17 protein-coding genes are annotated in these 13,782 nt (G+C 71.4%); 7 read left to right on the top strand and 10 right to left on the bottom strand.

Annotated features, from left to right (window positions below; all coding sequences use genetic code 11):
- Positions 1-4: 4 nt before the first annotated feature.
- The 3 genes from ACXJKB_RS07000 to ACXJKB_RS06990 form a co-directional block, all read right to left on the bottom strand.
- Positions 5-625, bottom strand: coding sequence for a hypothetical protein (locus ACXJKB_RS07000; RefSeq protein ID WP_457186753.1), 621 nt, complete (start codon positions 623-625; stop codon positions 5-7).
- A 104-nt stretch (positions 626-729) separates the two neighbouring features.
- Positions 730-1,341, bottom strand: a complete 612-nt coding sequence (locus tag ACXJKB_RS06995; protein WP_457186751.1) for a hypothetical protein — start codon at positions 1,339-1,341, stop codon at positions 730-732.
- Positions 1,338-1,964: an FMN-binding negative transcriptional regulator gene (locus ACXJKB_RS06990; RefSeq protein ID WP_457186749.1), complete on the bottom strand. Its 627-nt coding sequence runs from the start codon at positions 1,962-1,964 to the stop codon at positions 1,338-1,340. Before ACXJKB_RS06990 ends, ACXJKB_RS06995 begins: the two co-directional genes overlap by 4 nt.
- A gap of 60 nt (positions 1,965-2,024) precedes the next feature.
- Between ACXJKB_RS06990 and ACXJKB_RS06985 the strand changes: the two genes are divergently transcribed.
- Complete coding sequence (locus ACXJKB_RS06985) at positions 2,025-3,554, top strand: ATP-dependent DNA ligase (protein ID WP_457186747.1); 1,530 nt, start codon at positions 2,025-2,027, stop codon at positions 3,552-3,554.
- A gap of 10 nt (positions 3,555-3,564) precedes the next feature.
- On the opposite strand, the gene ACXJKB_RS06980 is transcribed toward ACXJKB_RS06985, so the two are convergent.
- The gene (locus ACXJKB_RS06980) at positions 3,565-4,422 is read right to left on the bottom strand and encodes a S1 family peptidase (RefSeq protein WP_457186745.1); all 858 of its coding nucleotides are present in this window, start codon (positions 4,420-4,422) and stop codon (positions 3,565-3,567) included.
- Between the two features lie 54 nt (positions 4,423-4,476).
- On the opposite strand from ACXJKB_RS06980, the gene ACXJKB_RS06975 reads away from it, so the two are divergent.
- Positions 4,477-5,202, top strand: a complete 726-nt coding sequence (locus ACXJKB_RS06975) for a TetR/AcrR family transcriptional regulator (protein ID WP_457186743.1) — start codon at positions 4,477-4,479, stop codon at positions 5,200-5,202.
- Here ACXJKB_RS06975 and ACXJKB_RS06970 read toward each other — a convergent pair.
- The 4 genes from ACXJKB_RS06970 to ACXJKB_RS06955 form a co-directional block, all read right to left on the bottom strand.
- Positions 5,199-6,008, bottom strand: coding sequence for a DUF1206 domain-containing protein (locus tag ACXJKB_RS06970; protein WP_457186741.1), 810 nt, complete (start codon positions 6,006-6,008; stop codon positions 5,199-5,201). The genes ACXJKB_RS06975 and ACXJKB_RS06970 overlap by 4 nt on opposite strands.
- A 99-nt stretch (positions 6,009-6,107) precedes the next feature.
- On the bottom strand, positions 6,108-6,518 hold the full coding sequence (nusB, locus tag ACXJKB_RS06965; RefSeq protein WP_300044976.1) for a transcription antitermination factor NusB: 411 nt from the start codon (positions 6,516-6,518) through the stop codon (positions 6,108-6,110).
- A 6-nt stretch (positions 6,519-6,524) separates the two neighbouring features.
- Positions 6,525-7,088: an elongation factor P gene (gene efp, locus ACXJKB_RS06960; RefSeq protein ID WP_457186739.1), complete on the bottom strand. Its 564-nt coding sequence runs from the start codon at positions 7,086-7,088 to the stop codon at positions 6,525-6,527.
- A gap of 74 nt (positions 7,089-7,162) precedes the next feature.
- Positions 7,163-7,978: an aminoglycoside phosphotransferase family protein gene (locus ACXJKB_RS06955; RefSeq protein ID WP_457186737.1), complete on the bottom strand. Its 816-nt coding sequence runs from the start codon at positions 7,976-7,978 to the stop codon at positions 7,163-7,165.
- A gap of 34 nt (positions 7,979-8,012) precedes the next feature.
- Between ACXJKB_RS06955 and ACXJKB_RS06950 the strand changes: the two genes are divergently transcribed.
- The 4 genes from ACXJKB_RS06950 (at position 8,013) to ACXJKB_RS06935 (ending at position 11,250) form a co-directional block, all read left to right on the top strand.
- Positions 8,013-8,663 carry an SDR family oxidoreductase gene (locus ACXJKB_RS06950; protein WP_457186735.1) on the top strand — a complete coding sequence of 217 codons (651 nt, stop codon included), beginning with the start codon at positions 8,013-8,015 and terminating at the stop codon, positions 8,661-8,663.
- Positions 8,663-8,998 carry a gamma-glutamylcyclotransferase family protein gene (locus ACXJKB_RS06945; RefSeq protein ID WP_457186733.1) on the top strand — a complete coding sequence of 112 codons (336 nt, stop codon included), beginning with the start codon at positions 8,663-8,665 and terminating at the stop codon, positions 8,996-8,998. Before ACXJKB_RS06950 ends, ACXJKB_RS06945 begins: the two co-directional genes overlap by 1 nt.
- 70 nt (positions 8,999-9,068) lie before the next feature.
- Complete coding sequence (locus ACXJKB_RS06940) at positions 9,069-10,436, top strand: HNH endonuclease signature motif containing protein (RefSeq protein ID WP_457186731.1); 1,368 nt, start codon at positions 9,069-9,071, stop codon at positions 10,434-10,436.
- Positions 10,437-10,896: 460 nt separating this feature from the next.
- A complete protein-coding gene (locus ACXJKB_RS06935; RefSeq protein WP_457186729.1) occupies positions 10,897-11,250 on the top strand; it encodes a hypothetical protein in 354 nt (117 codons plus the stop codon).
- A gap of 193 nt (positions 11,251-11,443) precedes the next feature.
- Here the strand turns inward: ACXJKB_RS06935 and ACXJKB_RS06930 are convergent, their stop codons facing one another.
- The gene (locus tag ACXJKB_RS06930) at positions 11,444-12,133 is read right to left on the bottom strand and encodes a hypothetical protein (RefSeq protein ID WP_457186727.1); all 690 of its coding nucleotides are present in this window, start codon (positions 12,131-12,133) and stop codon (positions 11,444-11,446) included.
- A gap of 445 nt (positions 12,134-12,578) precedes the next feature.
- Positions 12,579-12,761 carry a hypothetical protein gene (locus tag ACXJKB_RS06925; RefSeq protein ID WP_457186725.1) on the bottom strand — a complete coding sequence of 61 codons (183 nt, stop codon included), beginning with the start codon at positions 12,759-12,761 and terminating at the stop codon, positions 12,579-12,581.
- Positions 12,762-12,969: 208 nt separating this feature from the next.
- On the opposite strand from ACXJKB_RS06925, the gene ACXJKB_RS06920 reads away from it, so the two are divergent.
- Entirely contained in the window at positions 12,970-13,776 is an 807-nt protein-coding gene (locus tag ACXJKB_RS06920; protein WP_457186723.1) for a hypothetical protein, read from the top strand.
- Positions 13,777-13,782 lie beyond the last annotated feature (6 nt).

The raw sequence follows: 13,782 nt of genomic DNA, 5'->3' as shown, positions 1-13,782 counted from the left end.
CCGGCTAGGACAGCGTGACGACGGTCGGCGGCTCCGACCAGGGTGACCACAGGCCGCCGCTGCCCTGGCACCTGACGGCGTAGGTCTCCGTCGTCCCGGCGCCCTGGAAGATCGTCCAGGTGCGGGGACCGCCCTGGTCGAGCCCGTCCCCCAGCGACGTCCAGGTCCCGTCCGCTGCCAGGATCCCGAGGTCCTGCGTCACGCACCCGATCCCCGACCCGCTCCAGATGCGCACCTGGCCGTCCGACGCCTCCGCCCAGCCGAGCGGACCCCTGGGTCCCTCGGGCGGCGTCGCGACGTAGACCGTCGGGCTGGTGCCGAGCGAGGCGTTGCGGCGCGTCTCCGCGGTGACGTAGATGGCGTGCAGGTCGCCCGGGTAGAGGTCGGTGATGCGAGCCGTCGTCGTGGACACGTAGACGGGTGACAGCCCCGGGACGGTGACGACGTAGTGGTCGGCCCCCTTGACCGACGTCCACGTGAGGTCGACGGTGCGGCTGTCGACGGCGACGGCCGAGGTGATCTCCGGGGGCTTCGGCAGCGGCTTGGCCGCGACGGTGGGTCCGCCGGAGGCCAGGACCACGGCAACGAGGAGGACGAGGACTAGGAGGATGCGACGAGGACTCATGCGGCGCTCCGAGGACGTGGGGGCCACGCCCGGTCCCCGAGTCCCGCCAACGTAATCCCGCCCTCGCCCCGCTGGTTCCTCCGCAGGGGTGGACGAGGTCAGCCCTACCCAGCCCGCTCGATGGTGGTCACGACGCTCGTCACCGAGGGCCGCTTGGGCGTGCTGGAGAAGCCGAACCGGCACGGCGGGTCCACCGGCGTCAGGATCCCCAGGTCCGCACCGCGCCAGCGACCGGAGATCCTGGTGACCGCCACGACCGACGTCGCGCCGTACCACTCGCGCCGGTCGTTGCCGGCCGTCCCGCGGGTGCGCACGCCGCGCAGCACGACGCGGGCGACGGGGTCGACGGCGGCGCACCAGGCGGGCGACGTCGCGAGGCGGCTCGGCACCGCGGTGAGCAGCGCGCCCAGCGGCGTACGACCGCCGATCACCAGGCGCAGCGAGAGTGACGGTGTCGACACCTGCCAGCCGTCGGCAGTGTCCTCGACCGTGACCGGCTCGATGACGTGCTCGTCGAAGGAGTAGGTCGCCGCCACGAAGTCGCGCACGCGCTCCGTCGGCGCCAGGAGCACCCGGTGGCCGGTGGCGTCCTCGACCATCACGTCGGCGAACCCACCCCAGGGCGAGTCGTCCCACCGGCCGACGACGATGCGTACGCCGCTGGCGCTGCCCACGCCAGCGATGCGGCCGCTGAAGCGTTCACGGACGAGGCTCACGGGGCGACGAGCCCGTCCGGCTCGCGTCCGTCCGCGGCCAGGCCGGTGGCGACGCCGGCGCGGTCCTCGTCGGAGCGGTTCTGGCTCAGCTTGGCCTTGGCCTCCACCGAGTCGATGACGATCTCGACGCCGACGATGGGGCGGAGGTTCTTGTCGACGTAGTCGGCCGGGGCGTCGGTGACCGACCACGGCTCCGGACGCGGCTGCTCGTGGCGGTCGGTCAGCCGGGTGACCAGGTCGCGCACCCAGGAGGCGTCGTCGTGCACCGTGACGCGGCCGCGGAGGTGGACGACCGAGTAGTTCCAGGTCGGGACGACCTTGCCGTGCTCGGCCTTCGAGGCGTACCAGGACGGCGACACGTAGGTGTCCGGGCCGGTGACGATCGCCAGCGCCGGGGAGCCGTCGACGACCCGGCGCCAGTGCCCGTTCGCGCGAGCGAGGTGGCCCACCAGCCGGTCGCCCTCCCACAGCACCGGCAGGAACGTCGCGTCCGGCACGCCGTCCTCCCCGACGGTGACGAGCTGAGCCGTGGCGACCGCGCCGACGAACGGGCGGACCTCGTCGGGGTCCATCACGTTGAACCGCGGCACGTAGAGCGAGGCAGCGGAGGGGGTGGTGCGCATGGCCACCATCCTGCCCGTTCGGGTGGCACCGCTGTCGGTGCCGGGCGGCAGGATGGGTCCATGCTGCTCGCCGAGCTCGTCGCCACCTCCGCCGCCGTGGCCGCCACCCGCTCCCGCAAGGCCAAGGTCGCCGCGCTCGCGGAGCTGCTCGGACGCGTCGAGCCCGAGGAGCTCGAGGTGGTGGTCTCCTACCTCGGCGGCACGCTGCGCCAGCGGCGCACCGGCCTGGGGTGGCGCGGCGTCAGCGACCTCCCCGCCCCCGCCGACGAGCCCTCGCTGACCGTCCTCGAGGTCCACGACGCCTTCGAGGCGATGTCGCACCTGTCCGGCTCCGGGTCGCAGCTCGCGCGGAAGGAGGCGGCGGCGCAGCTGTTCGGTCGCGCGACCGCCGCCGAGCAGGCGTGGCTGCGTGCGATCGTCACGGGCAACGTCCGGCAGGGTGCGCTCGACGCGGTCACGCAGGAGGCGGTGGCCCAGGTCGCAGACGTGCCGCTCGCCGCGGTGCGGCGCGCCGCGATGCTGGCCGGCTCGACCGTGGCGGCCGCCGGGGCGGCGTTCGAGGGCGAGGAGGCGCTGGACGGGATCGGGCTCGAGGTCGGCCGACCCATCATGCCGATGCTCGCCTCCAGCGCGCCCGACGTCGCTGCCGCGATGGGGGGGCTCTCCCCCGACGGCGAGACCGAGGTCGCCATCGACGCCAAGCTCGACGGGATCCGCATCCAGGTCCACCGCGACGGCGACGAGGTGCTCGTCGTGACCCGCAGCCTCGACGACATCACCGCGCGGCTCCCCGAGGTGGTCGTGGTCGCCCGCTCCCTGCCCGCCGAGCGCTTCGTCCTCGACGGCGAGGCGCTCGCCCTCGCCGACGACGGGCGCCCGATGGCCTTCCAGGACACCGCCAGCCGCACCGCCCAGGACTCCGGCGTCGCGGTCACCCCCCACTTCTTCGACCTGCTGCACGTCGACGGCCGCGACCTGCTCGACTCCCCCGGCCACGAGCGCCTCGAGGCGCTCGACGAGCTCGTCCCGGAGCAGCACCGCGTGCGCCGCCTCGTGACCGCCGACCCGCAGGCCGCCGACGCGTTCGCCACCGAGACCGTCGCCGCGGGTCACGAGGGCGTCGTGCTCAAGGACCTGTCGGCGCCCTACGCCGCCGGGCGTCGCGGCTCGGCGTGGGTCAAGGTCAAGCCGCGGCACACCCTCGACCTGGTGGTCCTCGCCGTCGAGTGGGGGTCCGGGCGGCGCGAGGGGTGGCTGTCCAACATCCACCTCGGCGCGCGCGACGAGTCGTCCGAGACCGGCTTCGTCATGCTCGGCAAGACGTTCAAGGGCATGACCGACGAGATGCTCGCGTGGCAGACCGAGCGGTTCACCGAGCTCGCCGTCTCCCCCGCGACCATCCGCGACACCTACGTCGTGGAGCTGCGGCCGCTGCAGGTGGTGGAGATCGCCTTCGACGGCCTCCAGCGCTCGACCCGCTACCCCGGTGGCGTCGCGCTCCGCTTCGCCCGGGTCCTGCGCTACCGCGACGACAAGGGCCCCCACGAGGCCGACTCGATCGAGACGGTGCGCTCGCACGTCACCGCGTGAGCGGGCCCCCTCAGCCGCGTGGCTTCGCGAGGCGGCAGCCGGCCACGTCGAGGTCGAACGTCCGGCCGGCGTCGAGGCAGCCGAGCAACCAGGACGTCTGCTGCCCGTAGTTCATGTCCTTGCGCATGACGACCCGACCGCTGCGGTTCTCCTCGCAGGCGGAGTCGATGCAGCGGCGGCCGCCGACGTAGCCGGTGTTGGCGACCCCGACCACCAGCCCGGTCTCGCGCGACACGATCGGCGAGCCGGAGTAGCCGCCGCGGATCGCGCAGCCGTCGCGGGCCGGCAGCCGGATCGAGCTCCACCAGTCCCACGCACGCTCGTGGAGGCGGTACGCCGTCCCGGTGGTCGTGCAGGCACGCTGCTCGGTCCAGTAGCCGGACGGGATCCGGATCCGCTCGCCGCGCGACGGTCCCTGGGCGGCCAGTGACAGCGGGGTGACACCGCGAACGGCCAGGTCGGCGTACGTCTCGCGCAGCGTGAGCAGGGCGACGTCGGTGCGGTACATCGAGGCGTACTGCAGCCGCACGGCCCGCGCCTCGAGCGCGACCCGCCCCTCACCGTCGAGGAGATCGACCCGGGTCCAGCGCTTCTCGCCCACCAGCACCTCGCGGGCGCCGAGGAACGGCTGGCGCACGCAGTGGCCGTTGGTGAGGACGACGGCGCGGTCGGTGTCGAGGGCAGCGGGCCACCGCACGACCGCCCCGGAGCAGCCGGGCAGCCGTGCCGTCCCTGCGAAGCGCCCCTCGCTGGTCGCAACGGAGGCGCCGACGGGCGCGAACAGCGCACCGAGGACCGCTCCCAGGACCGCCACGACAAGCGTCGTGCCCGACACGGCGACGGCACGACGGACAGCAGCGACCAACACCCCGGCATCGAACCACACCGGGGCCCGGGCCACGACCTACCTAGACTGACCGGCATGAGCACCGAGTCGACATCCGCGAACGCGCCCACCCGGGGTGGCACCGCGGCGACCCGGCGCCGGCGGCGCGAGGCCGAGATCATCTCCGCCACGCGCCGGCTCTTCGACGAGCGGGGCGTCCGGGACGCCCAGATCGAGGACATCGCCCGGGCCGTCGGCATCAATCGGGCAATCATCTACCGCCACTTCACCGGCAAGGAGGAGCTGTTCAGCCTCACGCTGGTGCAGTACCTCGACGAGCTGCGGGTGGCGCTGGAGCAGGCGGCCGCCGTCACGGACGAGCCGCGCGACCAGCTCGTACGCCTGGTGGAGGAGTTCGTGGACTACGGCCTGGCCCACCCCGCGTTCGTCGACTGCGCGCAGGCGATCATGCGACGCCCCGGCGGTGACCTGCTCGAGGAGGTCAGCGAGAGCGCGATGTACCGCCTCGGGCAGGCGATCAGCGGGTGCTTGTCGGTGCTGACCCGCACGATCACCGCGGGCGCGGAGAGCGGCGACTTCCACGTCGACGACCCCGGCCTGCTCGCCAACATGCTCTACGCCAGCGGGCTCGGCACCCTCCAGCTCGGTCGGGTCGCGATGCGGGTCTCCGAGGAGGAGCCGGGCGTGCCGCGGATCAGCCGGGTCACCGTGGAACAGGTCCGCGACCACATGGTCGCCACCGCTCTGGCGGTCGCCGCCGGGGCTCCCGCGAGCACGGGGAGCCCGGCCCGGGGCCGCTAGCGCGAGAGGTGCTTGGCCCGCGCGAAGCAGAAGACGCCGTAGGCGGCGATGCCGAGCGCGATGGCCGTCAGCAGCACCTGGCCGAACGGCTGCTCCAGCACCGTCTGCAGGGCCTGGTCGAGCCCGCCCGACTTCTTCGGGTCGTGGGTGATCGCGGCGTAGCAGAACAGCCCGCCGACGATCGCGATCGCCACGCCCTTCGCGATGTAGCCGATCTTGCCCATCAGGACGTAGACCGAGCCGTCCTTGCCGGCCTGTCCCTGCGCATCGAGGTGCTCACGGAACTTCTCGGTCCACCCGCGGTAGACCAGCGAGCCGCCGTAGCCGATGATCGCCAGTCCGACGACACCCACGATCAGCTGGCCGCCCGGGAGGTCCATCAGCTTGGAAGTCGTCGAGTCCGTCCCGCCGCCACCGCCGGAGCCGGTCGCGGTCTGCACCGCGCTCCAGCCGATCACGCCGTAGATGACCGCCTTGAACAGCGACGTGGCCCGCTTGCGCCACCGCTTGGTGTCGTCGGACTCGTCGCGGTAGCCGAAGGCGAACTCCAGGAGCCGCCACAGGACGAGCAGGAACATGCCGATGGCGATCAACCACACCAGAACGCCGCCCATGGGCTGCTGGGCGAGGTAGTGGAGGGCACCGGAGTTGGAGGCGCTGTCCTCCTTCTCACCGAAGGCGAGCTGCAGCGCCAGCCATCCGACGAGCAGGTGGACGACGCCGTAGGCCACGAGACCGGCGCGGATCGCGTGGTCCATCCAGTCGCTGTTGTTGGCCTGCTCGGCGCTGCGCGTGGGGGCGTTCATGGCGCCAACCTAGGACCTCGCGCCCTGGTGCCGCGACTCGACTGACCCCTGCGGGTGAGTGCTGCCTCCACCCCCCGCGCACGGAACCCCCGGCGCGCCTCAGACCAGGGTGGCGCGGTCGCGCTGGACCGAGCCGAGCAGCCCGTTGACGAAGGCCGGCGAGTCGTCGGTGGACAGGTCCTGCACGAGGTGCAGCGCCTCGCTGACGGCCACCGTGTCCGGCACGTCGTCGTCGCCCCACAGCAGCTCGTAGACGCCGATGCGGAGAACGTTGCGGTCGACCGCGGGCATCCGGCTGAGCGTCCAGCCCTTGCTGTAGGTCGTCAGCACCTCGTCGATGCGCTCACGGTGCTCGACCACGCCCCGCACCAGCGTCGTGGTGTAGTCGTTGGTCGGGCCCTCGCCGGCCTCGATGGCGCGCTCGAGCGCGACCACGGGGTCCTCCGAGCGGAGCTCGGAGGCGAACAGGATGTCCAGCGCGCGCTTGCGCGCCTTCGAACGGGCAGCCACCTGGTGTCAGGCCTTGACGCGGCCGAGGTACGACGAGTCGCGGGTGTCGACCTTGACCTTCTCGCCGGAGGTGATGAAGAGCGGCACCGCGATGGTGTGGCCGGTCTCGAGCGTGGCCGGCTTCGTGCCGCCGGTCGAGCGGTCGCCCTGCAGGCCCGGCTCGGTCTCGGCGATGAGCAGCTCGACGGACGCCGGCAGCTCGATGAAGAGGACGCGGCCCTCGTTGGTGGCGACGATCGCCTCCTGGTTCTCCAGCATGAAGTTCTTCGCGTCGCCCACGACCTCGGGGGTGACCTCGAGCTGCTCGTAGGTGCTGGTGTCCATGAAGACGTAGGACGAGCCGTCGTTGTAGAGGTACTGCATGGTGCGCTTGTCGACGTTGGCCGTCTCGACCTTGGTGCCGGCGTTGAAGGTCTTGTCGACGTTCTTGCCCGACTCGACGTTGCGGAGCTTGGTCCGCACGAAGGCCGGGCCCTTGCCGGGCTTCACGTGCTGGAACTCGACGACGGCCCAGAGCTGACCCTCGATCTTGAGGACCATGCCGTTCTTGAGGTCGTTGGTGCTTGCCATGGTGTGATGTCCGCCTTCGTCGAGTTGTCAAGGAGTCCGTGGGCGGGCCACGGGCCCGGCGCCGACCGTCGAGTCTAGTGGTGGCGCGCGAGAGCCATGAAATGCGCGGCCTGCGCCTCGGTGGTGCCGCGCGGGTTGCGTCGCCAGCTCCCGTTGCCCGGCAGGAGCATCGCCAGCCAGAACGCCGCGAACAGGGGGCGGTACGCCGCCATCCGGGCGCGGTCCCCCGCGTCGAGACCGACGGCCGCGGGCAGGGCGTCGACGTCGTACACGCCGGGCAGCCGGCTGCCGAGGTGCTCGACGTGGTCCGCGAGCTCGTACGCCGGGTCGCTGAGGCCGCCGTCCTCGAAGTCGACCAGCCGCACCTTGCCGTCGTGGAGGAGGACGTTGGCCGGGTTGAGGTCGGCGATCCCGAGGGCGGTGAGCCGCGGCTCGGGTAGCGGCGGAGCGGCGACGTACGCCCGCGCGAGAGCCAGAGCGTCCGCCACCAGCGCCGGGTCATGGCACTGATCGAGGTCGGGCTCGTCGGCGAGCCACGCGACGAGGACCCCCGCCAGCGCGTCGGCGCCGTACCTCCGCGGCCCGATCCCGGCAGCCGTCACCGCCTCGACCGGTACGTCGTACAGCCGGCGCAGCGCCGCTCCCAGCGCAGCGGTCTCGCTCGCCGTCATCGGTCGCGGGGCCACCGGCTCCCCCGGGAGCCGCGACATCACGACCACCGGGCGTTCGCCGGCCTCCCGCCGCAGCGGCCGCGGCGCCAGACCGGGCGCGTGCTCGGCGAGGACCGTCAGGCACGCCCACTCCCGTTCGGCCTGTGCCTCGTGGTCGGCGACGAACTCCTTGCGGACCTCCCCCTCGCCGAAGGTCAGGTCGTGGGTGGACGTCTGCACCCGCGCCAACCTAGCCGTGTGTAGCGTCGACACCATGCGAGTCACCATCATCGGCGGACACGGCAAGATCGCACTCCTCCTGGCACCGTTGCTCGTGGAGGCGGGGCACGAGGTCACCTCGGTGATCCGCAACCCCGACCACGTCACCGACGTCGAGGCGACCGGCGCGACCGCCCTGGTCTCCTCGGTGGAGGACGCCGACACCAACGCCCTGGCCGACCTGCTGTCCGGGCAGGACGCCGTGGTCTGGTCGGCGGGCGCCGGTGGCGGCGACCCGGAGCGCACGTTCGCGGTCGACCGCGACGCCGCGATCCGGTCGATGGACGCGGCGCAGACCGCCGGCGTCGGCCGCTACGTGATGGTGTCCTTCTCCGGGGCCGACCGCGACTCCCTCGTCCCGGAGGACAACCCCTTCCGGTCCTACCAGGACGCGAAGATCGCGGCCGACGAGCACCTGCGTGCCTCCGGCCTCGACTGGACGGTCCTCGGACCCGGCAGCCTGACCCTCGAGCCCGGCAGGAGTGCCGTCAACCCGCACGCCCGCTCGGGCGAGGGCGACACCACCTCGCGCGAGCTCGTCGCCCAGGTCACGCTCGCGGTGCTGGACGACCCACGGGCACACCGCAAGACCCTCGTCTTCGGCGACGGCGACGTCGCGATCGACGACTGGCTCGCCTCGCTCTGATGCAACGGCTGTTCGTCTACGGCACCCTCGCGCCGGGCCGACCCAACGCGCACGTGCTCGAGCCGCTGGACGGGACCTGGGTACCGGCCACGTTGCGCGGTGACCTGCTCGATGTCGGCTGGGGCGCAGCGCACGGGTACCCCGCGCTCGCCCTCCGGACCGACGGACCCGAGGTGGCCGGATTCCTCTTCACGGCGCCTGCCCTGGCCGCCCACTGGAGCGCGCTCGACGAGTTCGAGGGACCCGGCTACTCACGGGTGCTGGCGCAAGCGCGCCGCGAGGACGGCGAGCTCGTGGACACCTGGGTGTACGTCGACCGCGCGGTCACCGCTTGAGCCAGAACCCGGTCCACAGGCGACTTCTCGGCCCGGGTCCACTGTCGGTGGGCTCTGGTTGAGTTGGTCCATGGAGAGCACCGACACCCTCACGAGGGCCCAGGTCACCGACCTGGCGGACCTCGCTGACGGGGCGCTGCTGTCCGAGGCCATGGAGATCGAGGCCTTGCTCCGGGAGGCCGAGGTCCACAGGCTGCGGATCGCCTACCAGTGGGCGATCGCCCACCCGGCGCTCGACGCATGCGAGACGCCGTCGGGTCCGGCACTCCCGTCCGTGTTGACTGCGCCCGAGACCCTGGGCGGAGCGGGCACGCCCGCCGTCGCCGCGTTCACGCCCGAGCCGCTGGCGGTGGCGCTCGGGTGCTCGCCCGCGTCGGCTTCGACATTGCTCGCCGATGCGCTCGACCTGCACCACCGTCTTCCGCTGCTGTGGGACCAGGCCCAGGCGCAGACGGTGCCGGTCTGGAAGGCGAGGCGGGTCGCCACCCGCACGCGGCACCTCGCCTTCGACGCTGCATGGGTGGACCGGCAGCTCGCCGGACGTGCGTCGCGCCTCAGCGCCGCTGCCCTCGACCGTGTCGTCGCCGAGGCCGCCGCACGCTGCGACGGGAAGGACCAGGCTGATCCGGAGGCGCTTGCGCGCCTGTCGTGGGACGTGGTGCTGGTCCACCCCGACCCGCTCCACTACACCGGCACGTCCGAGCTGCGCGCCAGCGGCGACACCCTCGACCTGACGCGATTCCACGACGTCGTCTGTGCGGAGGCCGAGGCCCTCGTCGCGCTGGGCGACACCGACGACCTCGGCGTCCGCAAGGCCAAGGCGCTCGGGGTGATCGCTGACGCCCAGGCGCGTCTCGACCTGACCACGCTCGTCCACGCTCCGGACCCCGAGGCGCACGAGCAGGCCCGCCGTCGGGCACTCGGCCGCCGTGACGCGAAGGTGCGGCTCTACCTCCACGCCTCGCTCGCCGACGTCGTCGCGGGCGACTCGCGCGCAACCGGGTCGGCCGAGGCTCTCGGCCCGGTGTCCCTCGACCTGGTCCGTGACTGGGCCGGTCGAGCCCGCGTCACGGTGCAGCCCGTCCTCCACGTCGCAGCCGACGACCGCTGGTCGGTGGACCGACACGACCCACCCCCGCGGATGGCCGACGAGGTGCGGCTCCGGGACGAGTCATGCGTCTTCCCGTGGTGCGGTCGTCCCGCACGCCAGTGCGACCTCGACCATCGCGCGCCCTTCGAGGACCCAGGCGACGGCGGCCCGCCGGGTCAGACATCGCCCCAGTCGCTCGCTTTCTTGTGCCGGCGGCACCACCGGGCGAAGACCACAGGGCTGTGGTCCTACGAGCGGGTCGATCCCGGCGCGTACCTCTGGACCGGTCCCACAGGACTCTCCGTCCTCGTCACGCCGCGCGGCACGGTCGCCATCCCGCGGAGCTAGGTGTGGCCTCCTGACGTTGTTGACACGAGCGGCGAACTCATCGCGGCATGAGCGGACGGGTTCTAGGCAGGACTCAGCCACGTCAGAGCGGCGGCCACGAGGGCGTTCCTGCCGATGGTGAGCGTGGGTTGGATGACTGGGGCGTAGGTGGGCGAGTGGTTCGACGGCAACGAGGCCATCACGCGCCGGATGCCCTCAACGTCGGTCGCTCCAGCAAAGGCCTCCGGTGGCCGAGCTGTGGCAGGCGGTCACCGCGGCCGCGTGACCGATGCACCCCGCGACGAGCCGGCCGCTGTTCGGGCGCGTCGGTGCCGAACCAGTTGCAACGGGCGGATGGAACGACACAATGGAGTGTGCGGACCCAGGGCGTCCGTGTTTCGTGGCGCCAGTCCGGCCGTGTTCATGGCCGAACCGGTGGGCGAGGTGAAGCGTCGGAGTAGCGACCAGTAGAGGCGAGCAGATGCGTTTCGCACAGGTAGGTGGAGTGGTTGTGCTCATGTTCCTGGCCAGCGGCTGCGCCGACCCCGCGACGATCGATGCGACAGAGGTCGCAGATCCCAGCTCCGCCAGGACACTGCCGTGCAGAGAGTCCGACCAGGAAGTTGTCACGTTGGACGTTCCTGGTCCTGGGCAGCTGACTGCCGAGGAAGCGGTTGCGCCGTACGCCGACTCACTGGAGCTGGTCTCGCACGGAGGCGACGCCGGCATGATCGTCGTTGCGCTTCGCGGTGACGGCACCGTCGTTCGCATCTTCGATGCGACGAAGCGCGAAGACGGCTGGTGGCCGGACGGCTACCGGGAGTGCTCGAGCTGAACGTTGGGCGGCCGCCTGTTGATTGGCCACGCACGACCGGCCGCGGCGTGCCCGATGCGGACGCACGAGCCGACCCCCAAACCTCACCGCCTCGTCCCTCCCATCACGTGCTGCTGCACTCATCGCGGCAAGTCCGGGCGAGGGTAGCCGCCCTCAACGCGGCAGATGAGTGCGTTCGTCGGAAACCCAAACGTCATGCGTCCTTGAACATGGACAGCGTGAGGCGTCTCGCAAGGTCCCACGTCTCGCCGTACGTTCCGCGCTCATCTCGCTGGAATGCTCGGGCGTCGGCAAACGACCGGGTCCAGCCGCCACGAGCATCGAGGTACTCGGTGATCACGTTGGGGATCCCGTCGTCGATTACGCATCGCACGGCACGCGCAATAACCGTCGGTTCGCCTGACGGCAGATAGGGAGTCCGCCATCTGACCTCGGCGGAGTCTTGTTGATGGTGCGAGATGTAGGTGTCGAAAGGAAGCCGGGCAAGCTCCTTGACCATCACACGCAGCATTGCCTTGCCCATCGCCACCGTCAGGTATCCCCCCGTGTCGGCAGAGACCGACACGCCTGAAGGCTTGAGGTTCGGATCTGACACATAACTGGGGGTGAATGCGCCGAGGCCCAGTTCATCGTCGGGGACGTGGTTCCCGCCCTCGTCGATGTTCATGAACTGGGACGACGCCTTGCCAACGGCCAGGGCCAGACGCTCCCATGAGGCAGCCGTGCCGCTGTCCGCGGTATCCGAGAAACCGATAGTCCAATACGGAGAGCTTTCCCAGCCCCGTAGACGTCCCGTGGCGTCGAAGTCCGGTCTGCCCACCGCCAATGCAGCCGCGTCGGCTGTCACGTTCCCCATACGTCCCCCTTCGGCTGCGGCGCTCACCCCCCGGGCCGCTCAAGTGGAGACAGATTAGAGCGCATCGCGCTCATCGGCAGATCAGGGGCGTTCACAGTTCCTGCGTGGCAGGTCGGTCGCCATGCCGAAATCGCGCTTCACCGAGCCGGCGGCCCCGCCTCATGACACACAGGTAGGAAGCTGATGGTCGACAACCCGGCGGGTCGAACTCCTCAGTACTTCGCGTGGTGGGCAGCGGCCAATGCCGCTCTAGCAGTCCGTCTTGGGAGTTCTCGCCAGCGCAAGTCAGAGCTCCCACGCGGACGATCGGACTGGTCACCTACGTGCTCGCCGTGGGGCTCGCCGTCGCGGGCGTCGTTGCCAACGCGAAACTTCGAAGATCGTCGTACCAGCGAAGTAGCAAGGCGGAGACATCCATCAGAACGTCGGCAGATCCGATGGTCCGCTGTGCAACAGCCTCATGAAGGAACAGCTAGCCTCCGGCAGCTTCCTCCCCCGTGCCCGAGGGCGGGTAGCGGTTGCTCATGGTCACCTGGTGGGTGTACTTGCCGCAGCGGGAGCACTCCTGCCACCGGGCGCCGGCTTCCGAGCGCGTCACCAGCGCGTGGAGGCCGAGCCGGCAGCGGAGGGACTTGCGACGCTCACCGTGATCCATGGCATCTCCTTCTTCGTCCCTTCTCCAGCGACCTGCAGCCGCTCCCCCATCCAACACCGTCCGCGCCTCGACGACCGGTCATCACTCTCGAGCCGGAGGCGTGGCTGCACGTCACACGCTCCGGGTGATGCCCTGCGCCGCGCGGCGCTGGACAGTGATCGGGCGGTGTCGTGGCGGCGCGACCTCCCGTCGACGAAGGGAGCGAAGGATGCCTGTCACCTCTGACGAGCCAGCGGCTCGACTCACCGATGCCCAGGTCGGCGAGGTGTTGGCACTGGCGAGGGACGCGGACAGCGTCGAGCTCAAGATGACGGTGCCGGACTCCTACCGGCGGCAGGCAGCCGCCTCCCTGGGGGTCGACCCGCTCGACGCCCAGATCCGGCAGGTGTACTTCTTCGACACCCCCGACCTGGCCCTCAACGCGGTCGGTGTGGTCGCCCGGGCCCGCCGGGTCCAGGGGCGGGGGGACGACTCCGTGGTCAAGCTGAGGCCCGTGGTCCCCGCGGACGTCCAGGAGGAGCGGGCATCGGACAACCTGGTGGTCGAGGTCGACGCCATGCCGGGTGGCTTCGTGTGCTCGGCGTCCATGAAGGGCGTGCTCGGCTCGAAGGCCGTCAAGGAGGTCGCGGCGGGACGCAAGGGCATCCGCACGCTGTTCTCCAAGGAGCAGCGGTCGTTCTACAAGGCGCACGCGCCCGAGGGCGTGGCGCTGGACGACCTGTCCATCCTGGGGCCCATCACGGTCTTCAAGCTCAAGATCCGACCGCCGGAGCTGAGCAGGCGCATCGTCGCAGAGCTCTGGTTCTATCCCGACGGGTCGAGGATCCTCGAGCTGTCGGCCAAGGCCGCGCCCTCCGAGGCCTTCCAGGCCACGGCCGAGCTGCGGGCCTTCCTGGCCGCCAAGGGCCTGGACGTCTCGGGCGAGCAGCAGACGAAGACGAAGACAGCGCTCGAGTTCTTCGCTGCCGAGCTCTCCGGGGATCCGGGCGCCGCGCCGGCCGTCGGGCCGGGGTGAACCGGA

The organism is Nocardioides sp. P5_E3, assembly GCF_054049275.1.
The sequence above is the reverse complement of the archived record's forward strand: the minus strand, read 5'-3'. Positions and strand labels throughout refer to the sequence as shown.